The organism is Phenylobacterium sp., assembly GCF_019636135.1.
In the GTDB taxonomy this organism is placed as follows: Bacteria; Pseudomonadota; Alphaproteobacteria; order Caulobacterales; family Caulobacteraceae; genus Phenylobacterium.
Map to the genome: position 1 here is coordinate 53,203 of NZ_JAHBYD010000008.1, position 21,013 is coordinate 74,215.

Genomic DNA, 21,013 nt, shown 5'->3' on the forward strand with positions numbered 1-21,013 from the left:
GGTCTAGCGGAGAAGGCCTTCGCTTTCATCCCCGAAGGCCCATATAGAAGCCTGAGGGACCTGACCGACCGGGTCCGAAAGAGACGAATGCAGACTCAAAACCCGATCCTCGACGAGATCGCCAAGCTCAGCACCGCCGCCATGGGCCTGGCCCAGGCCGCCGGCGACGAAGCCAAGGCCGCCTTCCGCAGCCAGGCCGACCGCCTCGCCGCCGCCATGGACCTCGTGCGCCGCGAGGATTTCGATGCGCTGAAGGCGGAGATCGCCACGCTGCGCGCCGAGATCGAGGCGCTGAAGGCCGCGAAGCCGGCAAGGGCGAGCGGAAAAGCAGCGAAGCCGTCGTGAAGACGTCGCACGGCGCGCGAAAGGCGCTCGCGTATCGCAAGAACCCGCTGACACCTGAATCCCGAAACGGTCTACGTTGGTTGCTGCGGACGATTCGGGGGCGGCGTTCCGTTCCCCGCCCGTGTCGAAAGGGGTCTTGATGGACACCTCCCAGACCGACGACAGCGTCGTCCTGACGAACGACCCGCTCGACGTCGTCGAGCACGTCCTGACAGCCGAGAACCTGCCCTTCGACCGCACCGAGGACGGCGACCTCGCCTTCACCCTGGCCGGCGACTGGAAGGACTACGAGCTGTGGTTCGCCTGGCGGCCCGAGGGCGACACGCTGCAACTGTGCCTGTCGATGGACCTCTCGGTCCCGAAGGCCCAGCGCCAGACGGCCCAGGAACTGATCGCCACCATCAACCCGCGCGTCTGGCTCGGCCACTTCGAGCTGTGGGACGAGGGCGAGATCATCTTCCGGCACGGCATGGCGCTGATGACCGGCGAACAGCCCAGCCTCGCCCAGGCCGCGGCGATGATCGACGTGGCCGTGGAAGCCGCCGACCGCTTCTTCCCGGCCTTCGACTTCCTCCTCCGCGGCGCCAAGACCCCCCAGGAAGCCATCGCCGCCTGCATGTTCGAAACCGTCGGCGAGGCCTAGGCAGTCGCCCTAACCCCGCCGTTGTCATCCCGGTTTTCGCGAAGCGAAAGACCGGGACCCAACCGTCGGGTGTGTCGATGGTGGGAGGCGGCCCGGGCGGTTAGGGCCATGCTGGCCAGCTCAGAGCACCGGAAGGTTGGGTCCCGGTCTTCGCCTGCGGCGAAACCGGGATGACAACGGTAGGGTGAGGGTTTAGAACAATACGAGAACTTCTCGCGGGCCGCCGATGCAGGACAACACCTACTGGGTCTACATCCTCGCCAGCGACAAACTCGGCACGCTCTACGTCGGCGTCACGAATTCGCTCGAACGCCGCATCGCGGAGCACAGGTCCAAGGAGGCGCCGGGCTTCACGAAGACCTATGCTGTCGACCGCCTCGTCTTCTTCCGCGGCTTCGGTGACGTCGCCGAAGCCATCCACTTCGAGAAGCAGCTCAAGCGCTGGCGCCGCGACTGGAAGATCCGCCTCATCGAGACCGAAAACCCGCACTGGGCCGACCTCTACCTCGACATGATGGCGCTCCCGCCGCTCCACCCCGACCTCGCCGCCGCCGGCGTCACCCGCTAAACTCCTCCTTGTCATCCCGGTTTTCGCGAAGCGAAAGACCGGGACCCAACCGTCGGGTGCTCTGAGCTAACCGGCATGGCCCCGACCGCCCGGGCCGCCCCCAACCATCGACGCACCCGACGGTTGGGTCCCGGTCTTCGCCTGCGGCGAAACCGGGATGACAATTTTTTGTGGGCGATGCGGCACGTTCGACAAGTTTGGCCCTGCGCCGACCTCGTGTTCCCCCAAAAGAACGTCATGGCCCGGCTTGTCCGGGCCACCCATTGGGCTGTGACTCACCGATGATCCGCAGCGTCGCCGCCGCGATCCTCACGTTCGGCTCACAGCCCAGTGGGTCCCCCGGACAAGCCGGGGGATGACGATCAAAGAGAGAGCGGGCGTGCGTGCTCGACAAGTTTGGCCCTGCGCCGACCTCGTGTTCTATTTCTGTTCCAATGTCCGCCTTCGACCTCACCGACGCCGACGCGCAAGGGCTCGACGCCCTCGCGGCTTCGCAGTTGCGCCTCGCGCTGAGGTTCGCCGAGCGCGCCGAGGCCGCCGAGGACGATGACGCGGCCTGCAGGCTCGCCCGCACCTCCGAGCGCGCCGCCCGCAGCTATCGCCAGATCCTGCTGGTCAAGTCGAAGCTGAAGCGCGAGCGCGACGCCGCCTTGCGCGACGAAGCCGCCGCGCCCCCCGCGCCCCCCGGCCCGCAGGAACAGCAGCGCATCGACCAGCGCCGGCGCGACGTCTACGAGCGGGTCGAGCGCATCGCCTGCGAGACCCTCGACGACGAGGAGGACATCGCCTTCGGCCTCGACATGGCCTGGGCCGAGCTGGAGGACATGGCGCAGGCGCCCGGCTTCGCCGACGGCGACATCGCCGAACAGGTCGAGCGCGTCCTCGCCGCGGCGGGCTTCGAGCCCGAACCCGACGCCGACCCCGCGCCCGAAGCGCCCGTCCCGGCCTCGGAGCCCGCCGACTCGTCCTGACCGCCTACTCCACCCCAAGCACCTTCTTCAGGAATACCACCTCGGTCGCCCGCACGGCCTCCTGGTTGGCCTTCTTGTAGATGCCGTGGCCCTCGTCCTTCGCCAGCACGTACCAGACCTCCGTCCCCTGGGACCGGAGCTGCTTCACCATCTGCTCCGATTCCGTGCGCGGCACGCGCGGGTCGTTGGCGCCCTGGAAGACCATCATCGGCTTCTTCATCCGGTCGGCCATCCTGATCGGCGCGATCTGCTCGAACACCGCCCGCATCCCGGGGACCCGCTCGTCGCCGTACTCGGCCCGGCGCTGGTCGCGGCGGTAGCCCTCGGTGTTCGCCAGGAACGTGATCCAGTTGGAGATGCCGTAGAGGTCGATCGTGCCGGCGATGCGGTCGTTGTAGTGGCCGGCCACGGCCAGCACCATGTAGCCGCCGTAGGACTGGCCGACGATGGCCACCCGCGCCGGGTCGAGGTCCGGCTGTTTCGCGATCCAGTCGAAGAGCGCGCCGATGTCCTTCACCGAGTCCTCGCGCTTCTCGGCGTTGTCGAGGCTCACGTACGTCTTGCCGTAGCCGGTGGAGCCGCGGACGTTCGGGATGATCACGGCGGCGCCCAGTTCGTTCACCCACGACTGGCGGCGCGGGTTGAAGCTGGGCTGCTCCTGGCTCTCGGGGCCGCCGTGGATCTGGATGACCACCGGCAGCTTGCCGCCCTTCGCGGCCTTGGGCCTGTAGATGAAGGCCGGGATCTGCCTGCCGTCGAAGGTGGGGTAGCGGAACAGCGTCGGCTCCGACAGCTTCGCCGGGTCCAGGCCCGCCATCTCGCTCTGCGTCCACCGCGTCAGCGCGCCGCTCTTCAGGTCGTAGCTCCAGGCGTCGCCGGCCCCCGTCGAGGTCGAGAGCGACAGTCCGAGCTTCGTCCCGTCGGGCGAGAACTTCGCGCCCGTCAGCACGCCCATCGGCAGCTTCGGCCCGGGCAGGATGCGCCCGCTCGCCACGTCGCGCAGCACGATCTTGGAGTAGCCTTCCTCGTTGACGAGCTGCGCCAGCGTCTTGCCGTCCGGCGAAAGGTCGAAGCCTTCCGAGCCCCAGGCCGCGCCGGGCTCCAGGTCGCGCACCGCGCCCGACTTCAGGTCGATCACCACCGGCCGCGCCATCTCGGCCCCGTCGTCCGACAGGGTCAGCACGCCCGTCCCGCCGTTCACGAAGGCGCCGCCGAGGTAGCCCACCTTGCGGTCGGTCGGCCCGATCGGCGCCAGCGTCCCGCTCGCCGCGTCCAGGGTGAAGAGCTCGACCCAGGTCGCCGAGTTGTCGCGCGCGACCAGCAGGGTCCTGCCGTCGCCCGAGATGTCCAGCACGCCCATCGAGCCCGTGCCGTCCAGCACCTTCTTCCGGCCCGCCGGATCGGCGGGATCGGCCAGCATGATGTCGTAGTTGGGATCGCCGGGCGTCACCTGCGTCCAGGCCACCAGCTTGCCGTCCTTCGAGAACCTGAAGCCCTGGTTGCGGGTGCCGGGCGCGGTGAGCTGGACCTGCGACTTGCCGACCACGTCGCGCAGGTAGGCCTGGTAGTACTCGGCCCCGCCCGTATCGAGCGGGTAGAGGAAGGCCGCCTTGCCCGGCTGCGCCGTCGCGTAGCCGATCGGCTCGCTGAAGAAGGTGAGCTGGGTGCGCGCCCCCATCGGGCGCGCCACGCGGTGGATCTGGGCGGTGTCGCCGAACCGCGTGGCGATCAGCATCGAGCCGTCCGGCAGCCAGTCCTCGAACACCGCCGAGCGGGCGTTGTAGTAGGGGTTGATGCGGGCCTGCAGGTCCTTGGGCGTGGCGGGCGCGCCGTCGTAGACGATGTTCCCCACCTCGCGGACCTGGGCAAACGCCGCCCCGCCCAGCGCCAGCGCCGCCGCGCCGCCGATCAGAAGTCCACGCAACATCGGTCCGTCCCTGCGCCTGTCCCCGGAAAGCAAGCGCGGCCTTACCTCCACGTCAACCGGAACCGGCGGAGCGCCGTTCGGGGTTTTGCCGCGCGGGCCGGTCCGCTAAGGCTGCGGCCATGATCACGCCGATCCTGATGCTGGGGGCCGGGCGCATGGGCGGCGCCATGGTCGAGGGCTGGCTGGCGGCGGACGCCTTCGCCGCGTCGGACCTCATCATCCGCGACCCGCACCCCGGCCCGTCGGCGCTGGCCGCTGCGGCGGCCGGCGCGATCCTCAATCCGCCGGACGCGGACCTCGCCCGCGCCCGCACCGTCGTGCTGGCCGTGAAGCCCCAGCTCTGGCGCGAGGCCGCCGCCGAGACCGCCGCCTGGCTGGCCTCGGGCGCGGTGATCGTCTCGATCGCGGCGGGCGTGACGTCGCGCGACATCGCCAAGGCCTTCGGCGGCCGCTGCGTGGCCCGGGTGATGCCCACCACCGCCGCGGCCATCGGGCAGGGGACCGCCAGCCTCTACGCCGACGACCCGGCGGCCCTGGCCCGCGCCCACGCCCTCTTCGAGCCGCTGGGCGCGGTGGTCGACCTGAACGACGAGGGCCTGATGCACGCCGCGACCGCCGTCTCGGGCTCGGCGCCGGCCTACCTCTACGCCTTCATCGAGGCCCTGGAGGCGGCGGGCGCCTCGGCGGGGCTGTCGCAGAAGGAGGCCCGGCGCCTCGCGCGCTCGACGCTCACGGGCGCCGCGGCGCTCCTGGCCAGGAACGGCGGCGAGCCCGCGGAACTCCGCCGCCAGGTCACCTCGCCCGGCGGCACCACGGAGGCCGCGCTGAACGTCCTGCTGGGCGACACCGGCCTGCCGCCCCTGCTGCGCGAGGCGGTGGCCGCCGCCGTCCGCCGCTCGAAGGAACTGGGCGGTTAGGAATCGGTTCGCCCGGCCAGGGCTGAACCAGCGGCGCAGGCCTCAGCCCGGCAGCCGCACCACGGCGCGCAGGCCGCCCAGCGGCGAGCGGTCCAGCGTGATGTCGCCGCCATGGCCGCGGGCCACGTCGCGGGCGATGGCCAGGCCCAGGCCCACGCCCTTGGTGTTCTGGTTGCGGCTCTCGTCCAGCCGGGCGAAGGCCTTGAAGGCCTCCTCGTGCCGCTCGGCCGGGATGCCCGGCCCGTCGTCGTCGACGGTGATCTCGACGGTGTCGCCGGTCACGCGCCGCGCCGACACCTCGACCCGCTCGCCGTGCGCGGCGGCGTTCAGCACGAGGTTGGCCAGCGCCCGCTTCAGCGCGTTGGGCCGCGCGGTGGCCTCGAGGTCCGGGTCGGCCCGCACCGTCACCTGCGCCCCCAGCGCCCGGGCGCCTTCGCTCACGGCCTCGATCAGCGGCCGCAGGCGCAGCGTCTCGGCCGCCTCGCCGCCCTCGCCGCGGGCGAAGGCGAGGTACTCGTCGACCATGTGCTCCATCTCGGCCAGGTCGCGCTTCATCTCGGCCGTGCGCTTGTTGGGCTCGGCCAGCGCCAGCGCCAGCTTCAGCCGGGTCAGCGGCGTGCGCAGGTCGTGGCTCACCGAGGCGAGGAGGGCGGTGCGCTGCTCGATGTGGCGCTGGATGCGGCCGCGCATGTCGAGGAAGGCGTGGGCGGCGGCCCGCACCTCCTTGGCGCCGTGCGGCTTGAAGGCGGGCGCGTCCTGGCCTCGCCCGAACGCCTCGGCGGCGTTGGCCAGCCGCTCGATGGCGCGCACCTGGTTGCGGATGAAGAGGAGCGCGATGGCGGTCAGCAGCACCGTCGCCACGGTCATCCAGAGGACGAAGATGTGCCCCTGGGTGGCGAAGGCCCGCTCGCGCGGCGCCAGCACCCGCATCACCCCGCCCTGCACGCCCACGCGGATGTCGACGTAGGCCGGGTAGCGGGTGGTGTCGAACCAGAAGGGCGCGTCCAGCCGCTCCGACAGCGCCCGGTCCAGCGACCGGTCGATCGGCGCGAAGAAGGCCTCCAGCAGCACTGGCGGATCGCGCCGCTTGAGCGGCAGCTTGCGGCCCGGCTGCAGGGCGATGGAGAGGCCCATGGAGTCCTCCGCCCGCTGCGAGAGCCTGGCGAAGCTCTCCGGGCTCGGGTCGTCCTTGTAGGTCTCGACGGCCCAGGCGATGTCGCCGGCCAGGCCCTCGGAGAGCCGCGCCGTCACCGTCTGCCAGTGGGCGTCGAAGAACACGTAGGTGACGGCGATCTGCATCAGCGCCACCGGCAGCACGATGATCAGCAGCGACCGCGCGAACAGCGTCGCCGGCAGCCGCCGCTTCAGCCAGCGCACCAACACCTTGCCCGAGGACGGCAGCTTCACCATCAGTCCGGGACCAGGCGGTAGCCGACGCCGCGCACGGTCTGCAGGTAGCGCGGGGTCTTGGGGTCGTCCTCGATCTTGCGCCGCAGCCGCGTCACCTGCACGTCGACGGCGCGGCCCGACGGGTCGACCGAGCCGCGGGCCAGCTCCAGCCGGTCGACCGCCTCGTGCGGCGTCCGCGCGAGCTGGCGCAGCAGCGCGACCTCGGCCTCGGTGAGGCGCACCGGCTCGCCGGCGTTGGTGAGCTCGCCGCGGTCGGCGTCGAAGGCGCAGCGGCCCAGCGAGAGCGACCCGCCCGCGGCCTGCGGCCGCGCGTCTGCGGCGCGGCGCAGGATCGCCTCGATGCGGAGCAGCAGCTCCTCGGGCTCGAACGGCTTGCCGAGATAGTCGTCGGCGCCCAGCTTCAGGCCCTCGATCCGGTCGGCGGACTCGGTCTTGGCGGTCAGCATCAGGACGGGCGTGCGGCCGGACACGCCGCGCTGCTCGCGCAGCCACCTCGTCAGCGAGAAGCCGTCCTCGCCCGGCATCATCACGTCGAACACCGCCAGGTCGAAGTCGAGCGTGGAGAGCAGCCGCCGGGCCGGCGCGCCCCCCGCCGCGGCGGTCACGCGGAAGCCGGCGCGCGTCAGGTACTCCTTCAGGAGGTCGCGGATGCGGTCGTCGTCGTCGACCACCAGGAGGTGCCGGTTGCGCGGCGGCGCGTCCGAGAAGCTCATGGGCGTCCTCCGCCGGGCATGGGACGCCGCGTCCGTCCCCCGGCCATCGCCGCCAGTATGGCGCGCGCGCCGGCCACGCCGTCCAGCCCGCCCGTGCGATAGGCGCGCGACAGCACGTTGCGCAGGCGCTCCCCGATCGCGGCCTCGAACGCGGCGCCCCGCTCGGTCAGGGCGGCCGTGCGGCGGCGGCCGTCGAGGTCCCCGGCCTGCTTCTCGACCAGGCCCTTGCCCTCGAGGTCGACCAGGATGCGGCTCGTGGCCTGCTTGGACAGGCTGGTGAGGTGCGCTAGCTCCTGCACGCCGATGCCCGGCCGCCGGCGCAGCAGGAAGGTCGCGCGCCAGTGCGAGCGGCCGAGGCCCAGGCCTTCCGCCTCCAGCCCCTGGTCGACCGCCGCCCATAGCGAGGCCTCGGCCAGCAGCATCAATTCGATCCCGGCGTCGAGCTCGTCCTCGTGCAGGATCAGGCGGGGATCGGCGGGGCCACTCATGCCCGGGTGGCCCTTGTCGGGGTCAATTCGTTTGACGTGGCCGCGAACGGCGGGTTCAAGGGACCCCTGCGAAAGGAGGTACTCCGCAAATGTCTCTCGTTCCCTTTGACGACCGCGACGGATGGATCTGGCTGGACGGCCGGTTCGTGCCCTGGCGCGAGGCGAAGGTGCACGTACTCACCCACGGCCTGCACTATGCGTCGGCCGTGTTCGAAGGTGAGCGGATGTACGGCGGAGAGATCTTCGAGCTGACGGCGCATACCGAGCGTCTGTTCAAGTCCGCGGAGATCCTGGACTTCGAAATCCCGTTCACGGTGGCCGAGATCGACCAGGCCTGCAAGGACGTCTGCGCCAGGAACGGCCTGACCGACGCCTACATCCGCCCCATCGCCTGGCGCGGCTCGGAGATGATCGGGGTCTCGGCCCAGAACACCAGGATCCACGTGGCGGTCGCCTGCTGGGAGTGGCCCTCGTACTTCTCGCCCGAGGAGAAGGCCAGGGGCATCCGCCTCACCTGGGCGAAGTACAAGCGCCCGAGCCCCGAGACCGAGCCGGTCCATGCCAAGGCCACCGGCCTCTACATGATCTGCACGATCTCGAAGCATGCGGCCGAGAAGGAAGGCTACACCGACGCGATGATGCTCGACTACCGGGGCTACATCGCCGAGAGCACCGGCTCGAACGTGTTCTTCATCAAGGACGGCGTGATCCACACGCCCACGCCCGACTGCTTCCTGAACGGCATCACCCGCCAGACGGTGATCCGGATCGCGAAGAGGAAGGGGTTCGAGGTGATCGAGCGCCACATCAAGCCCGAGGAGCTCTCGACCTTCTCGGAGTGCTTCGTGGTGGGCTCGGCGGCCGAGGTCACGCCCGTGGCCGAGATCGGCGAGTACACGTTCCGGCCGGGCAACATCTCGCTCAGCCTGATGGACGACTACGCCCGGCTGGTGCGGCGGGAGCTGGTGGAGGCCTGACGCGAACCTCAGCCGAAGCCGCTGCGCAGGTCTGACAGCGTGGCCATGAGGTTCAGCGGAGATAGCGGCGACGGTTCGAGCCCCATCGCCCGATAGAAGGCGACGACCTCTTCCGACTCCGCGTGAGCGACGAGGCCTCGGATTCCGATCAACTCGGAAGCCTGAAGCACCCGCCGAACCGCGTCGGTGAAAAGGTCGTTGCCCAGCCCCTTCCGCTGATGGTCGCGGCTGATCGCGAGGCGGCCCAATAGAACTACGGGGACGGGTTCGGGCATGTTGCGACGGAAGCGACCCGGCGCGGCGCCTATGGCGACGGCTCCGGACGCCAGGGCATAGTATCCGAGCACCTCGGCGCCGTCGGCCAGGATGTAGGTTCGCGACGCGCCCGCGACCTGGTTCGACCGAGCCCGCCGGATGAGCCATTGATCGAGCGACGCCACCCCGCAGTTGAAGCGCGACAGGTCATGATGCTCGCCCAACGACTCGGGCGACCGGACCGCCACGCTATTCCCAGGCCGGCTTCTTGCTCAGAGATTTCCGCAGCCGCGCGTTCGGGTTCGGTGGCTCGTCCAGGCGCTTGAGGAAGGCGTCGTAGGCTTCCCGGCTCACCATGATGAAAGGCTGGTCCCGCAGCGCCTCCTCCGCCGCGCGCCGGGCCGCGTCGAGGACGAAATCCGTGCGGCTTCTTCCCTGGAGCTCGGCGGCGCGGTCGATGATGTCGCGCACCTCCGGCTTGATCCGCAGGTTCAGGGTTTCGCGTTTCGGCTGGGCGCTCATGCCGAAAGGCTACCACGCCGTAATGACACTGTCATTACGGCGTGGCGGGGTTCTAGGCCAGCAGCGCGTACGGGCGCGGGTGGGGTTCGCCGCGGCTCAGGTACACGAGGCCCACGATGCAGCGGACGCCGAACCAGACCATCGGCACGGCGCAGATCAGGCCCGCGACGCCCCAGAAGGCGAAGCCGATGCCGATGATCGTCAGCGGCAGGCCGACGAGCCAGAACACGCCGGCCACGACGGCGGCGGCCACCGCCAGGAGCAGGAAGCCCCAGAAGGTGCGGATCAGGTAGGTGTAGTGGGTGCGCATGTCGGGGCCCGCCGTCCCCTGCTGCGCGTGGGCGATGACGGCGCCGATGAGTGCGGTGAGGCCGCCCGTGGCGAAGCCCAGCAGGTAGAGCGCGTAGCACACCGCCGGCATCGTCTTGTCTTCGGTGCGATAAAGGTCGGTCATCGTAGGTTCTTTGGTCCTCCACGCCCGGAAATCGGGCTCCCGCACAAAGAAATGGCCCCACCGCTCCGCGGGCGGAAGATGTAACTCCGTTACAAATTGGACACCCGGCCTCAGGCGCGGGCGAGCACGATCTCCACGCCGGCGCCCACCGCGTGCGGCGCGAGCGCCAGGGGCTTCTCGATGCGGACGCGGGCGCGGGTGACGCGGGCGTCCTGGAGGCAGGCTTCGGCCAGCCGGTGGGCGAAGGTCTCGACGAGGTCGATGTGGCCGCCGCCGGCGAGATCCTGCGCGGCCTGCAGGATGGTCTCGTAGTTGACGGTCTCGGCCAGGCGGTCCGAGGCGTTGGTGGGCACGTCGAGTTCGACGTCGACGATCAGCGGCTGCACGCGGCCGATCTCGTGGCGATAGACGCCGATCTGGGCCTGCACCTTGAGGCCGGTCACGAACACCTTGCTGGCGGTCAGATCTCCCGGGGCCTGGCTCATGAGAGGTGCTGGCCCGAGTCGACGGCGATCATCTGGCCGGTCACCGCGTGGGCGTCGATCAGGTAGCGCAGGGCCGCCGCCATCTGCTCGGGCGACGAGGGCCGCCGCATCAGGGTGCTCGCGACCTCCGCGTCGAACGCCGCCTGGTCCTGATGGATCGAGGGCAGGGTGGGGCCGGGCCCGATGCCGTTCACGCGGATGCGCGGCGCCAGCGCCTGGGCCAGCATCCTCGTCGCGTCCCACAGCGCGGCCTTGGACAGGGTGTAGGAGAAGAAATGGGCGCCGGGCCGCAGGACCCGCTGGTCCAGCACGTTGACGATCAGGCCTTCGCGGTCGGCGGGCAGGCGCCGCGCGAACACCTGGGCGAGCACCAAGGGCGCACGCAGGTTGGTCTCCATGTGGAGGTCCCACGAGGCGCGGTTCATGTCGGCGAAGGCGTCCTCCTCGAAGACGGAGGCGCAGTTGATCAGGAGCGTGACGGGGCCGAGCTCGCCCTCGGCCTCGCCGACCAGGGCGACGGTCTCGCTTTCCTTGCGCAGGTCGCAGGTGACGATGCGCGCCTTGCGGCCCCGGGCGCGGACCTCTCCGGCGGCGGCTTCCGCATCGTCGTCGACGGCGCGGGCGTGCAGGGCGACGTCATAGCCGGCCTCGGCGGCCGTCGCCGCCAGCACGCGGCCGATCCGCCGCGCGCCGCCCGTCACCAGTGCTGCGCCGCGGCCGGCCACGGGATATCCCGCCTCAGTCGAGGCGGCCGAACTCGAAGAAGTTCAGCGCCGCCATGACGGCGAGGAACGCGAGGATCATGTAGATGCCGCTCATGGGGCCTCCGGGAATTGCCGATCCGGGCTTTAGCGACCGCCGCCCGGCGTCGCAAGGCTTCGGTCAAAACGCGCAACTTCGTCGCCTGACGCCAAGGCAGGGGCTTCCCACCTTAACGCCGATCACTAAAATGAGCGTTTGACGGGTGGGGCGTGCGCGCGCCTCGATCCCCAACGACAAGATTGAACGACAAAGACGGAGGACGTCATGCGCGAGTACCTCAAGTTCTACATCGACGGGAAGTGGGTGGACCCGGTCGGCGGCCTCAAGACGCTCGACGTCGAGAACCCCGCCACCGAACAGGTCGCCGGCAAGATCGCCATGGGCTCGGCCGCGGACGTGGACGCGGCCTGCAAGGCGGCCCGCAAGGCGTTCGACAGTTGGAGCCAGACCAGCCGCGAAGAGCGCCTGGAGGTCCTGGGCCGCATCCTGGCCGAATACCAGAAGCGCTTCGGCGACCTCGCGACCGCGGTGACCGAGGAGATGGGCGCCCCGGCGTCGCTCGCCCAGCGCGCGCAGGTTCCGATCGGCATGGCGCACCTGGCCACCACCACCGAGGTCCTCAAGAACTTCAAGTTCGAGGAAGACCGCGGCCCGACGATGATCGTCAAGGAGCCGATCGGCGTCTGCGGCTTCATCACCCCCTGGAACTGGCCGCTGAACCAGATCGTCTGCAAGGTGGCCCCGGCCATCGCGACGGGCTGCACCATGGTGCTGAAGCCGTCGGAAGTGGCGCCCTTCAGCGGGCACATCTTCGCCGAGATCATGCATGCGGCGGGCGTGCCGGCCGGCGTGTTCAACCTGGTCCACGGCGACGGCCCGACGGTGGGCGCGGCGATCTCCAGCCACCCGGACGTCGACATGGTGTCGTTCACCGGCTCGACCCGCGCCGGCATCGAAGTGGCCAAGGCGGCCGCCGCCACCGTCAAGCGCGTGGCCCAGGAGTTGGGCGGCAAGAGCCCGAACATCGTGCTGGACGACGGCGCGTTCGCGAAGGGCGTCGGCCGTGGCGTGGCCACCATGATGACCAACTCGGGCCAGTCCTGTAACGCGCCGACCCGCATGCTCGTCCCCTCCAAGCGGATGGACGAGGCGATCGCGGTGGCGCGGGAAACCGCCGCCGGCGTCACCGTCGGCGACCCGAACGGCAACAGCCAGCTCGGCCCCGTGGTCTCCAAGGTCCAGTTCGACAAGATCCAGAAGCTGATCCAGGCCGGCATCGACGAGGGCGCCACCCTCGTGATCGGCGGCACGGGCCGGCCCGAAGGCCTCGACAAGGGCTACTACGTGAAGCCGACCGTCTTCGCGAACGTGACCAACGACATGACCATCGCCAAGGAGGAGATCTTCGGCCCGGTGATCTCGATCCTCGGCTACGAGACGGTCGAGCAGGCGATCGACATCGGCAACGACACCGAGTACGGCCTGGCCGCCTACGTGCAGGCGGAAGACCTGGAGAAGGCCCGCAAGGTCGCCGCCAAGCTTCGCGCCGGCCAGGTGTCGATCAACGGCGGCGGCGGCGACATGATGGCCCCGTTCGGCGGTTACAAGATGAGCGGCAACGGGCGCGAGTGGGGCGACTACGCCTTCCACGAGTTCCTCGAGACCAAGGCCATGCTCGGCTACGCGCCGAAGCCGGCGGCGGAATAAGGCCTCCGAATCAGCGTGATGCGAAGGGCCGCCCTCGGGTGGCCCTTTTGCTTGACCGGACAGTCGCCCCGCCTTCCACTGCGGCTGCGGCGGAGCTTGCCGCCGCGAGCGGTGCAGCCGTTGTGACCGGACGGAAGGGCAACGACGTTCTGGATACCGTGTCTCCGCCCTCCAGCGTCTTCACGGCGATCCGCCACGCGCCGATCGGCATCGCCCTCTTCGACCGCGGCATGCGCTACCTGGCCGCGTCCGGGCGGTTCCTGACCGACCAGGGCCTGCCGGCCGACACGCCCCTGGTCGGGCGGCTGCACTACGACGTCTTCCCCGCGGTGCCGCAGCGCTGGCGCGACCTTCACGCCCAGGTGCTGAAGGACGGCAAGGAGCGCAACCACCCCGCCGATCCGTTCCCGCAGCCCGACGGCTCGATCATGTGGGTCCGCTGGTCGCTGGCGCCCTGGCGCAGCGACGCCGGCGAGATCGGGGGCCTCGTGCTCTACACCGAAGTGGTGACCGAGGAGGTCGAGGCGCGGATGAGCCTGGAGGCCGCCGAGGCCCGCTACCGCGCGATCTTCGACCAGGTGGCGGTGGGCGCCGCGCGCGTCTCGCCCGACGGCCGGTTCCTGGAGGTCAACGACCGCTTCTGCGAGATCTGCGGATACACCCGCGCCGAGATCACGCAGCTCACCTTCCACCAGATCACGCACCCGGACGACCTCGACACCGACGTCGCCCAGGCCGAGGCGCTGCTGGACGGCCGCATCACCACCTATTCGCTGGAGAAGCGCTACCTCAGGAAGGGCGGCGGGGTGGTCTGGATCGGGCTGACGGTGTCGCTGGTGCGCACGCCGACGGGCGAACCGGACTACTTCGTCTCGATCATCGAGGACATCTCGGCGCGCAAGCAGGCCGAGCGCGAGCAGCAGCGCTACCAGGGCCAGCTCCGCCTGCTGATCAACGAGCTGAACCACCGGGTGAAGAACACGCTGGCCACCGTCCAGTCGATGGCGTCCCAGACCCTGCGCCACGAGCCCGACCCGGAGCGGGCCTACGGCAAGTTCGAGGCGCGCCTCCTGGGCCTCTCCGAGGTGCATGAGCTGCTGACCCGCGAGAGGTGGCACGGCGCGGCGCTGAAGGGCGTCGCAGAGCGGGCGCTGCGGCCCTTCGTGCCGGTCGCGTCGGTCCAGGTGCGGGTCGAGGGGCCCGAGGTGTGGCTGCAACCCGCGGCGGCGCTGACCATGGCGCTGGTCCTGCACGAACTCGCCACCAACGCGGTGAAGTACGGCGCGCTGTCGGTCGAACGCGGCCGGATCGACGTCACCTGGGCCTTCGACGCGGCCAGCCGCGAGCTCTCGCTGACGTGGGCGGAGTCGCAGGGGCCGCCGGTTTCGCCGCCCACGCGCCGGGGCTTCGGCTCGCGCCTCATCGAGCGCGGCCTGCGCAGCGAGCTGCGGGGCTCGGCGACCATGCGCTACGAAACGTCGGGCTTCAGTTGCCTCCTGAAGGCGCGCCTGCCGCCGGCCGAGAACGCGCCGACCCTCTTCGACATCTAGACCATTCGGCTTCCCGGCCTCGGACCAACCCAAGCGCCGAATGGTCTAGCCTGCGCCCTCGGCGGCCCGCCGTGCGGCGCCGATCCGCAGCACGATCGCGCCCAGGAGCACAGACGCCAGGGAGCCCACGATCACCCCCGCCCGCACCTGGGTCTGGTGGGCGGCGTCGGCGTCGGGGAAGGCCAGGGCGCCGATGAACAGGCTCATCGTGAAGCCGACGCCGCAGAGGGCCGAGACGCCGTAGAGCTCCAGCCATTTCGCGCCCGTGGGCCGGCGCGCCCATTTCAGCCCGATGGCCAGCGCCGCGGCGCCGAAGACGCCGATCTGCTTGCCGAAGAAGAGGCCGGCCGCCACGCCCAGGCTGACCGGCCCCAGCGCCTTGCCGGTCTCGGCGCCCAGCGTGAAGCCCGCTGCGGTGAAGGCGAACAGCGGCAGGATCAGGAAGGCGACGTAGGGGTGCAGCGCCTCCATGGTCTCGGCCAGCACGCCCTGGCCGCCGGGCCGCTTCGGCTCCAGCGGGAAGCAGAAGGCCGCGGCGATGCCCGCCAGCGAGGTGTTCACGCCCGATTCCAGCGTGAAGCCCCAGAGCAGCAGGCCGCCCGCCGCCCAGAAGGCGTAGGGCGCGGCGCGCCAGCGGCCCATGGCGGCCAGCACCGCGGTCGTCACCGCCGCGCCCGCCAGCATCGGGAACCTGAGCTCCGTCGTGTAGAGCGCGGCGATCAGCACCACGGCGACGAGGTCGTCGGCGATGGCCAGGGTCAGCAGGAACACCCGCAGCGTCGGCGGCAGCTTCGGCCCCGCCACGGCGAGCGCCGCCAGCGCAAAGGCGATGTCGGTGGCGGTCGGCACCGGCCAGCCTTCCATGCGCCCGCCGCCGATCCCGTTGATCGCCAGGTAGATCAGGGCCGGCGCGATCACGCCCCCGGCGGCCGCCAGGATCGGCAGCGCGAGGCGCCGGGGGTTCGAGAGTTCGCCCCGCAGGATCTCGTGCTTGATCTCCAGCCCCACGACGAAGAAGAAGATCGGCATCAGCGCCGTCTTCACCCAGCCGGAGAGGCTCATCTCCTGGAAGAACGGCCCGACCTGCACCGGAACCGCCGTGTGCGTCAGCGCGTCGTAGACCCCGGCCCACGGCGAATTGGCCCAGAGGATCGCGGCGAAGGCCGAGGCGGCCAGCAGCAGGCCGGAGCCGGTCTCCGTCTTCAGGAACTCGAGGGTCGACCGGGACGACATCGCCCTTGCCTAGCAACCGCTCCGGCGCCGCTCTAGCGAAATCGGCCGGCGGCTCTAAGGTGCCCGCAAAGACCGGATGTTCGAGGAAACGCCATGAGACTGACCCAGCCGCGGATCGCCCCGCTCGCCGACGGCGAGATGACCCCGGACCAGGAGGAGGCGCTGAAGCCGGTCCGCAACGGGACGATGGGCGTGCTCAACATCTTCCGCACCCTGGCGCGCGCGCCCAAGGCGCTGAGCCGGTTCAACGACTGGGGCGGTTATGTGCTGTCGCGGCGCAACGACCTGCCGGCGCGCGAGCGCGAGATCGTGATCCTGCGCATCGGCTACCTCTGCAAGAGCGGCTACGAATTCACCCAGCACAGCCGCATCGGCCTGCAGAGCGGCCTGACCGAGGCCGAGATCGAGGCCATCAAGCGCGGCGCCGGCGCCGGCTGGAAGCCGGCCGACGCGGTGCTGATCAAGGCGTCGGACGAACTCCACCACGACCACTTCGTCACGGATGCGACATGGGCCGAGCTCAGGAAGCACTACACGGAGAAGCAGTGCATGGATCTGGTGTTCACCGTGGGCCAGTACACCCAGGTCTCGATGATCCTGAACACCTTCGGCGTGCAGCTCGACGAGGGCCAGACGCTCGATCCCGAGCTGAAGGGCTACTGACATGGCGCGCCGCCTCGAGGGCAAGGTCGCGGTGGTGGTCGGCGCCGGCCAGACTCCGGGCGAGACGGTCGGCAACGGCCGCGCCATGGCGCTGCTGTTCGCCCGGGAAGGCGCGAGCGTGCTCTGCGTCGACCGCGTCGCCGACCGCGCCGAGGAGACCGCCGCCATGGTGGTCGAAGAGGGCGGCGCGGCCCACGCCATCGGCGCCGACATCGCCAAGGCCGCCGATTGCGCCCGCGTGGTCGACGAGGCCAAGGCGCGGTTCGGGCGGCTGGACGTGCTGATCAACAACGTCGGCATCGGCGGCGGCGACGGCCCCGCCCACCGGCTGGAGGAGGCGGCCTTCGACCGCATCCTCGCGGTCAACCTCAAGGGCATGTGGCTGACCATCAAGGCGGCGCTGCCGGTGATGCGCGAGCAGGGCGGGGGCTCGATCGTCAACATCTCGTCGCTGGCGGCACGGGCGGGGGGCATCCAGCTCGCCTACGAGGTCTCCAAGGCCGGCGTGAACCGCCTGACCACCAGCGTGGCGCAGTCCAACGCCCGCTACGGCGTGCGCTGCAACGCCATCATGATGGGCTACATGGACACGCCCATGGCGGTCTCGGGCATCGCCAGCGCCAGCGGCCGCTCCACCGCCGAGGTCCGGGCCGAGCGCGACGCCCGCGTGCCGCTCGGCGGCAAGATGGGCACCGGCTGGGACACCGCCTATGCCGCCCTCTTCCTCGCCTCCGACGAGGCCAGCTTCATCTCCGGCGCGATCCTGCCCGTCGACGGCGCCATGGGCGTGCGCATCGGGTAACCCCCACCGATTGTCATCCCGGTTTTGGCGCAGCCAAAGACCGGGACCCAACCGTCCGGTGCTCTGAGATCGTGATCTGGCCCCGACCGTCAGGGCCGCCCGCCAACCATCGATACGCCCGACGGTTGGGTCCCGGTCTTCGCTTCGCGAAACCGGGATGACAGCGGGGGCGAAACCGGGATGACAGGCGTTGGGAGGAACGGCCTTCCGTTTCTCCGCGTTCTCGGCGCCTGGGGGACGCGAGGAGAGAGCCGCGCCATGAATGGGATCATCTACCTGGTCGGCCTGGTGGTCGTCGTGCTGGCCGTCCTGGGCTTCCTGGGCATCCGCTAGCTGTTGCGGCCGTCGCCGCCGCACGGCTAGGTGCGCGGCATGCCGCCGTCCGCCGCTTATCGACCCGACCCGCAGTTCCCCGCCCTCGGGTCCGAGTTCTGCGATCCGGTGCGGGCGGCCGATTTCCCCGAGACCATCCTGCGCTTCCGCAACGACCGCGCGGCGGCGACCGTGGGCCTGGACGGCCTGACCGATGCGGAATGGATCGCCCACTTCGGCCGCTTCCGGCCGCTCCCGGGCAACATCGACCCGCCGGTGGCCCAGCGCTATCACGGCCACCAGTTCCGCACCTACAACCCCGACCTCGGCGACGGGCGCGGCTTCCTGTTCGCCCAGTTGCGCGAGGCCGGAAGCGGCCGGCTGCTCGATCTCGGCACGAAGGGCTCGGGCCAGACGCCGTGGTCGCGCGGCGGCGACGGGCGGCTCACGCTGAAGGGCGGCGTGCGCGAGGTGCTGGCGACGGCCATGTTGGAGGCGCTGGGCGTGCCGACCTCGCGGTCGTTCTCCCTGATCGAGACCGGGGAGGCGCTGGTGCGCGGCGACGAGCCCAGCCCGACGCGCTCGGCGGTGCTGGTCCGGCTCAGCCACAGCCACGTCCGCTTCGGCAGCTTCCAGCGCCACGCCTTCTTCGAGGCGAAGGACCGGGTCGCCGCCCTCGTCGACCACGTGACCCGACTCTACTATCCGGACCTTGAGGGTCAGAACGACCGGCCGGCGGCGCTGCTGGCTGCGGTGGTCGGCAAGGCGGCGCGGCTCACGGCCCGCTGGATGAGCGCCGGCTTCGTCCACGGCGTGCTCAACACCGACAACATGAACATCACGGGCGAGAGCTTCGACTACGGGCCCTACCGGTTCCTCCCGTACTCGGACCCGAACTTCGTCGCCGCCTACTTCGACTCGGCCGGGCTCTACAGCTTCGGCCGCCAGCCCGAGGCGGTGTTCTGGAACCTGCAGCAGCTCGCCGGCTGCCTCAGCCTCGTCACCGGCAGCGATCCCCTGGTCGACGCGCTCAACGGCTTCGGCCCCGCCTACCGCGCCGAGCTGATGGCCGCGATGCTGGTCCGCCTCGGCGTGCGGCCGAAGAGCGCCGAGGAGGACGCGGAGCTCGTCCAGGCGAGCTTCCAGGGCATGGCCGAGGGCGGCGAGCGGCTGCGCTGGGAGCCGTTCTTCTTCGACTGGTTCTGCGGTTCGGCCGACCGCGCGATGGCCGGCCCCCGCGCCGACCTTTACGCCGAGGACGCCTTCGCCGGGTTCCGCGAGCGCCTCGCGGCCTATGCGCCCGAGCGGCCCGAACGCCTGGCCCACGCCTACTTCGCCCAGGCCGAACCCGAAGAACTGCTCTACGACCAGATCGAGGCGCTCTGGGCCTTCATCGCCGAAGCCGACGACTGGACCGCCTTCCACGAGAAGCTCGCCCGCATCGAGACCGCGCGTATCGCCTATTCCCTCTGATCGTCATGGCCCGGCTTGTCCGGGCCACCCATTGAGCTGTGAGTTGGGCAGAGCTTTGCTGCTGCGATAGTCCGGAATCTCACAGCCCAATGGGTCCCCCGGACAAGCCGGCGGATGACGTGTGTCAGCGCTTCCTAGACGCCCACTGCGCGAGCACGATGCCACCCAGCGTGATCGCGGCGCCCAGGCCCTGGAGCGGGCCGATGGCCTCGGCGAACAGGATCCAGCCCAGGATGGCGGCGACCACCGGCTGGATCAGCACCACGACCGAGGCGGTCGAGGTCGGCAGCCGGCCCATGGCCCAGGCGATCGAGCCCTGGCCGGTCACGTGCATCAGGCCCAGGCCCACGCAGGCGCCCCAGCCGATCAGGTCGGCCGGCAGGATCGGCTCGCGCAGCACGAGCGCGGTCAGGAACAGCAGCGGGGCGCCGACGACGCCGACCCACAGCATCAGCTTGCTCGCGCCCTCGGTCCTGCGGCCCTCGGCCATGGCCAGGAAGTAGAGCGCATACCAGAAGGCCGTGATCAGCGAGAGCAGGTCGCCCAGCGGCTGGTTCACGAGCGCCCCGCCGCCCTTCTCGATGGCCATCAGCCACGCCCCGCCGACGGCGGCCAGCACGGCGGCCAGGAACAGCATGCGCGGGCGCTGCTTCAGGAAGATCCACGCGAAGGCGGTGACGACGACGGGCGTCAGGTTCGACAGCACCGTGGCGTTGGTCACCGAGGTGTAGCGGATGCCGTAGTGCCAGAAGGCGAGGTCGAGGAAGAAGAACAGGCCAGCCAGCAGCGCCATCCTCGGCGGCGGCCCGAGCCCGCCCGTGGACCGGAGCGTCATCAGCGCCAGCAGCGGCATGGCGAAGGCCAGCCGCCAGAACCCCGCCGCCGAGGGGCCGACGTGCGACAGCCGCACCAGGATCGCCGAGAGCCCGATGACGCACGCGCCCATGACCAGCACGGCCACGGCCTGCCAGCGCTCGTGGGTCGTCAGCTCCGGGGCGGCGGCCTCAGCCAAAGCCCAGCTCCTTGCGAAGGTCGGCCGGCGTCATACCCTGTTCGCGCAGCGACCGCAGCGTCTCGGCCCTGTCGCGCTTGGCCAAGCGCCGGCCGTCCGGCCCGACGAGCAGGCCATGGTGGCGGTAGGCGGGCGTCGGCAGGCCCAGCAGCGCCTGCAGCAGCCGCTGCACGTGCGTCGCCTCGAACAGGTCGCGGCCGCGGATGACGTGGGTGATCCCCTGCAAGGCGTCGTCCACGGTGACGGCCAGGTGGTAGGCCACGCCCACGTCCTTGCGCGCCAGCACCACGTCGCCGCCGAGCTCGGGCCGCGCCGGAATCCGGCCTTCGTCCTCCTCCAGGAAATCGAGGCCGGCGAACCCGCCCAGCTTGCGTTCGGCCGCGTCCAGGGACAGCCGCCAGGCGAAGGCCTCGCCGGCCGCCAGGCGCCGCGCCTCCTCGTCCGGTGGGAGCGGGCCGCTGCGGAACACCTCCATCGGCCCGTGCGGCGCCGACGCCATCGCCTCGGCGACCTCCCTGCGGGTCCGGAAGCAGCGGTAGAGCAGGCCGTCGGCCTCCAGCCGGCCCAGCGCGGCCAGGTAGTCGTCCGCGTGCTCGGACTGCCGCCGCACCGGCGTCTCCCAGTCGAGGCCCAGCCACGCCAGGTCCTCGCAGATCGCGGCCTCGAACGCGGGCCGGCAGCGGGTGGCGTCGATGTCCTCGATGCGCAGCACGAAGCGGCCGTCGGCCGCGCGCGCGGCCGTAAACGCCGTCAGCGCCGAGACGGCGTGGCCCTTGTGCAGGTATCCGGTGGGCGAGGGCGCGAAGCGGGTGGCGAACACCCGC

Annotated in this window: 24 protein-coding genes; 12 read left to right on the top strand and 12 right to left on the bottom strand. The window is 70.7% G+C overall.

Going from position 1 to position 21,013, the window contains the following annotated elements:
- The first annotated feature begins 87 nt into the window (after nucleotides 1-87).
- The 4 genes from KF737_RS07485 to KF737_RS07500 all read left to right on the top strand — a co-directional run bounded on the left by KF737_RS07485 (nucleotide 88) and on the right by KF737_RS07500 (nucleotide 2,527).
- Entirely contained in the window at nucleotides 88-345 is a 258-nt protein-coding gene (locus KF737_RS07485; protein ID WP_296452332.1) for an accessory factor UbiK family protein, read from the top strand.
- Nucleotides 346-484: 139 nt separating this feature from the next.
- Nucleotides 485-988 (top strand): YbjN domain-containing protein, encoded by a 504-nt coding sequence (locus KF737_RS07490; protein WP_296452335.1) that lies wholly within the window; start codon nucleotides 485-487, stop codon nucleotides 986-988.
- A gap of 226 nt (nucleotides 989-1,214) precedes the next feature.
- On the top strand, nucleotides 1,215-1,556 hold the full coding sequence (locus tag KF737_RS07495) for a GIY-YIG nuclease family protein (RefSeq protein ID WP_296452340.1): 342 nt from the start codon (nucleotides 1,215-1,217) through the stop codon (nucleotides 1,554-1,556).
- A 434-nt stretch (nucleotides 1,557-1,990) separates the two neighbouring features.
- Nucleotides 1,991-2,527, top strand: coding sequence for a hypothetical protein (locus KF737_RS07500; protein ID WP_296452343.1), 537 nt, complete (start codon nucleotides 1,991-1,993; stop codon nucleotides 2,525-2,527).
- Between the two features lie 4 nt (nucleotides 2,528-2,531).
- On the opposite strand, the gene KF737_RS07505 is transcribed toward KF737_RS07500, so the two are convergent.
- Complete coding sequence (locus KF737_RS07505) at nucleotides 2,532-4,454, bottom strand: alpha/beta fold hydrolase (RefSeq protein ID WP_296452345.1); 1,923 nt, start codon at nucleotides 4,452-4,454, stop codon at nucleotides 2,532-2,534.
- Between the two features lie 122 nt (nucleotides 4,455-4,576).
- On the opposite strand from KF737_RS07505, the gene proC reads away from it, so the two are divergent.
- On the top strand, nucleotides 4,577-5,371 hold the full coding sequence (gene proC / locus KF737_RS07510; protein ID WP_296452638.1) for a pyrroline-5-carboxylate reductase: 795 nt from the start codon (nucleotides 4,577-4,579) through the stop codon (nucleotides 5,369-5,371).
- Between the two features lie 42 nt (nucleotides 5,372-5,413).
- On the opposite strand, the gene KF737_RS07515 is transcribed toward proC, so the two are convergent.
- Genes KF737_RS07515 through KF737_RS07525 form a run of 3 tightly spaced genes read right to left on the bottom strand, consistent with a single transcriptional unit; the run spans nucleotide 5,414 to nucleotide 7,982 of the window.
- A complete protein-coding gene (locus KF737_RS07515; protein ID WP_296452348.1) occupies nucleotides 5,414-6,781 on the bottom strand; it encodes an ATP-binding protein in 1,368 nt (455 codons plus the stop codon).
- Entirely contained in the window at nucleotides 6,781-7,494 is a 714-nt protein-coding gene (locus KF737_RS07520) for a response regulator (protein ID WP_296452351.1), read from the bottom strand. Before KF737_RS07520 ends, KF737_RS07515 begins: the two co-directional genes overlap by 1 nt.
- On the bottom strand, nucleotides 7,491-7,982 hold the full coding sequence (locus tag KF737_RS07525; protein WP_296452354.1) for a MarR family transcriptional regulator: 492 nt from the start codon (nucleotides 7,980-7,982) through the stop codon (nucleotides 7,491-7,493). The genes KF737_RS07520 and KF737_RS07525 overlap by 4 nt, the downstream gene beginning before the upstream one ends.
- Before the next feature lie 89 nt (nucleotides 7,983-8,071).
- Here KF737_RS07525 and KF737_RS07530 point away from each other — a divergent pair, with 89 nt between their 5' ends.
- Nucleotides 8,072-8,959 carry a branched-chain amino acid aminotransferase gene (locus tag KF737_RS07530; RefSeq protein ID WP_296452360.1) on the top strand — a complete coding sequence of 296 codons (888 nt, stop codon included), beginning with the start codon at nucleotides 8,072-8,074 and terminating at the stop codon, nucleotides 8,957-8,959.
- 8 nt (nucleotides 8,960-8,967) lie between these two features.
- Here KF737_RS07530 and KF737_RS07535 read toward each other — a convergent pair whose 3' ends face one another.
- The 5 genes from KF737_RS07535 to KF737_RS07555 all read right to left on the bottom strand — a co-directional run bounded on the left by KF737_RS07535 (nucleotide 8,968) and on the right by KF737_RS07555 (nucleotide 11,400).
- Nucleotides 8,968-9,438 carry a GNAT family N-acetyltransferase gene (locus KF737_RS07535; protein ID WP_296452362.1) on the bottom strand — a complete coding sequence of 157 codons (471 nt, stop codon included), beginning with the start codon at nucleotides 9,436-9,438 and terminating at the stop codon, nucleotides 8,968-8,970.
- Nucleotides 9,439-9,463: 25 nt separating this feature from the next.
- The gene (locus KF737_RS07540; RefSeq protein WP_296452363.1) at nucleotides 9,464-9,736 is read right to left on the bottom strand and encodes a DUF1778 domain-containing protein; all 273 of its coding nucleotides are present in this window, start codon (nucleotides 9,734-9,736) and stop codon (nucleotides 9,464-9,466) included.
- 52 nt (nucleotides 9,737-9,788) lie between these two features.
- On the bottom strand, nucleotides 9,789-10,190 hold the full coding sequence (locus KF737_RS07545; protein ID WP_296452364.1) for a hypothetical protein: 402 nt from the start codon (nucleotides 10,188-10,190) through the stop codon (nucleotides 9,789-9,791).
- A 110-nt stretch (nucleotides 10,191-10,300) separates the two neighbouring features.
- The gene (gene folB / locus KF737_RS07550; RefSeq protein WP_296452369.1) at nucleotides 10,301-10,675 is read right to left on the bottom strand and encodes a dihydroneopterin aldolase; all 375 of its coding nucleotides are present in this window, start codon (nucleotides 10,673-10,675) and stop codon (nucleotides 10,301-10,303) included.
- A complete protein-coding gene (locus tag KF737_RS07555; protein ID WP_296452374.1) occupies nucleotides 10,672-11,400 on the bottom strand; it encodes an SDR family oxidoreductase in 729 nt (242 codons plus the stop codon). Before KF737_RS07555 ends, folB begins: the two co-directional genes overlap by 4 nt.
- 301 nt (nucleotides 11,401-11,701) lie before the next feature.
- On the opposite strand from KF737_RS07555, the gene KF737_RS07560 reads away from it, so the two are divergent.
- On the top strand, nucleotides 11,702-13,144 hold the full coding sequence (locus tag KF737_RS07560) for an aldehyde dehydrogenase family protein (protein WP_296452377.1): 1,443 nt from the start codon (nucleotides 11,702-11,704) through the stop codon (nucleotides 13,142-13,144).
- A gap of 158 nt (nucleotides 13,145-13,302) precedes the next feature.
- Nucleotides 13,303-14,694 (top strand): sensor histidine kinase, encoded by a 1,392-nt coding sequence (locus KF737_RS07565; RefSeq protein WP_296452380.1) that lies wholly within the window; start codon nucleotides 13,303-13,305, stop codon nucleotides 14,692-14,694.
- A gap of 45 nt (nucleotides 14,695-14,739) precedes the next feature.
- Here the strand turns inward: KF737_RS07565 and nhaA are convergent, their stop codons facing one another.
- Nucleotides 14,740-15,927 (bottom strand): Na+/H+ antiporter NhaA, encoded by a 1,188-nt coding sequence (gene nhaA, locus KF737_RS07570; protein WP_296452383.1) that lies wholly within the window; start codon nucleotides 15,925-15,927, stop codon nucleotides 14,740-14,742.
- A 93-nt stretch (nucleotides 15,928-16,020) separates the two neighbouring features.
- On the opposite strand from nhaA, the gene KF737_RS07575 reads away from it, so the two are divergent.
- The 4 genes from KF737_RS07575 to KF737_RS07590 all read left to right on the top strand — a co-directional run bounded on the left by KF737_RS07575 (nucleotide 16,021) and on the right by KF737_RS07590 (nucleotide 19,177).
- Nucleotides 16,021-16,590, top strand: a complete 570-nt coding sequence (locus KF737_RS07575) for a carboxymuconolactone decarboxylase family protein (protein WP_296452386.1) — start codon at nucleotides 16,021-16,023, stop codon at nucleotides 16,588-16,590.
- Nucleotide 16,591: 1 nt separating this feature from the next.
- Complete coding sequence (locus KF737_RS07580) at nucleotides 16,592-17,392, top strand: SDR family NAD(P)-dependent oxidoreductase (protein WP_296452390.1); 801 nt, start codon at nucleotides 16,592-16,594, stop codon at nucleotides 17,390-17,392.
- A 180-nt stretch (nucleotides 17,393-17,572) separates the two neighbouring features.
- Nucleotides 17,573-17,725 carry a hypothetical protein gene (locus tag KF737_RS07585; protein ID WP_296452393.1) on the top strand — a complete coding sequence of 51 codons (153 nt, stop codon included), beginning with the start codon at nucleotides 17,573-17,575 and terminating at the stop codon, nucleotides 17,723-17,725.
- Between the two features lie 39 nt (nucleotides 17,726-17,764).
- The gene (locus tag KF737_RS07590) at nucleotides 17,765-19,177 is read left to right on the top strand and encodes a protein adenylyltransferase SelO (RefSeq protein ID WP_296452396.1); all 1,413 of its coding nucleotides are present in this window, start codon (nucleotides 17,765-17,767) and stop codon (nucleotides 19,175-19,177) included.
- Between the two features lie 124 nt (nucleotides 19,178-19,301).
- Here the strand turns inward: KF737_RS07590 and KF737_RS07595 are convergent, their stop codons facing one another.
- On the bottom strand, nucleotides 19,302-20,189 hold the full coding sequence (locus tag KF737_RS07595) for a DMT family transporter (protein WP_296452398.1): 888 nt from the start codon (nucleotides 20,187-20,189) through the stop codon (nucleotides 19,302-19,304).
- On the bottom strand, nucleotides 20,182-21,009 hold the full coding sequence (gene gluQRS, locus KF737_RS07600; protein ID WP_296452401.1) for a tRNA glutamyl-Q(34) synthetase GluQRS: 828 nt from the start codon (nucleotides 21,007-21,009) through the stop codon (nucleotides 20,182-20,184). Before gluQRS ends, KF737_RS07595 begins: the two co-directional genes overlap by 8 nt.
- Between the last annotated feature and the right edge of the window lie 4 nt (nucleotides 21,010-21,013).

Excerpts from the sequence above, each read along its gene's own strand:
- KF737_RS07505 (WP_296452345.1), bottom strand. The coding sequence starts at position 4,454 with ATGTTGCGTGGACTTCTGATCGGCGGCGCGGCGGCGCTGGCGCTGGGC.
- nhaA (WP_296452383.1), bottom strand. The coding sequence starts at position 15,927 with ATGTCGTCCCGGTCGACCCTCGAGTTCCTGAAGACGGAGACCGGCTCC.
- KF737_RS07545 (WP_296452364.1), bottom strand. The coding sequence starts at position 10,190 with ATGACCGACCTTTATCGCACCGAAGACAAGACGATGCCGGCGGTGTGC.
- KF737_RS07580 (WP_296452390.1), top strand. The coding sequence starts at position 16,592 with ATGGCGCGCCGCCTCGAGGGCAAGGTCGCGGTGGTGGTCGGCGCCGGC.
- KF737_RS07495 (WP_296452340.1), top strand. The coding sequence starts at position 1,215 with ATGCAGGACAACACCTACTGGGTCTACATCCTCGCCAGCGACAAACTC.
- KF737_RS07575 (WP_296452386.1), top strand. The coding sequence starts at position 16,021 with ATGAGACTGACCCAGCCGCGGATCGCCCCGCTCGCCGACGGCGAGATG.
- KF737_RS07525 (WP_296452354.1), bottom strand. The coding sequence starts at position 7,982 with ATGAGTGGCCCCGCCGATCCCCGCCTGATCCTGCACGAGGACGAGCTC.
- KF737_RS07490 (WP_296452335.1), top strand. The coding sequence starts at position 485 with ATGGACACCTCCCAGACCGACGACAGCGTCGTCCTGACGAACGACCCG.
- KF737_RS07520 (WP_296452351.1), bottom strand. The coding sequence starts at position 7,494 with ATGAGCTTCTCGGACGCGCCGCCGCGCAACCGGCACCTCCTGGTGGTC.
- KF737_RS07530 (WP_296452360.1), top strand. The coding sequence starts at position 8,072 with ATGTCTCTCGTTCCCTTTGACGACCGCGACGGATGGATCTGGCTGGAC.
- KF737_RS07485 (WP_296452332.1), top strand. The coding sequence starts at position 88 with ATGCAGACTCAAAACCCGATCCTCGACGAGATCGCCAAGCTCAGCACC.
- KF737_RS07590 (WP_296452396.1), top strand. The coding sequence starts at position 17,765 with ATGCCGCCGTCCGCCGCTTATCGACCCGACCCGCAGTTCCCCGCCCTC.
- KF737_RS07540 (WP_296452363.1), bottom strand. The coding sequence starts at position 9,736 with ATGAGCGCCCAGCCGAAACGCGAAACCCTGAACCTGCGGATCAAGCCG.
- KF737_RS07585 (WP_296452393.1), top strand. The coding sequence starts at position 17,573 with ATGACAGGCGTTGGGAGGAACGGCCTTCCGTTTCTCCGCGTTCTCGGC.
- KF737_RS07515 (WP_296452348.1), bottom strand. The coding sequence starts at position 6,781 with ATGGTGAAGCTGCCGTCCTCGGGCAAGGTGTTGGTGCGCTGGCTGAAG.
- KF737_RS07500 (WP_296452343.1), top strand. The coding sequence starts at position 1,991 with ATGTCCGCCTTCGACCTCACCGACGCCGACGCGCAAGGGCTCGACGCC.
- folB (WP_296452369.1), bottom strand. The coding sequence starts at position 10,675 with ATGAGCCAGGCCCCGGGAGATCTGACCGCCAGCAAGGTGTTCGTGACC.
- KF737_RS07560 (WP_296452377.1), top strand. The coding sequence starts at position 11,702 with ATGCGCGAGTACCTCAAGTTCTACATCGACGGGAAGTGGGTGGACCCG.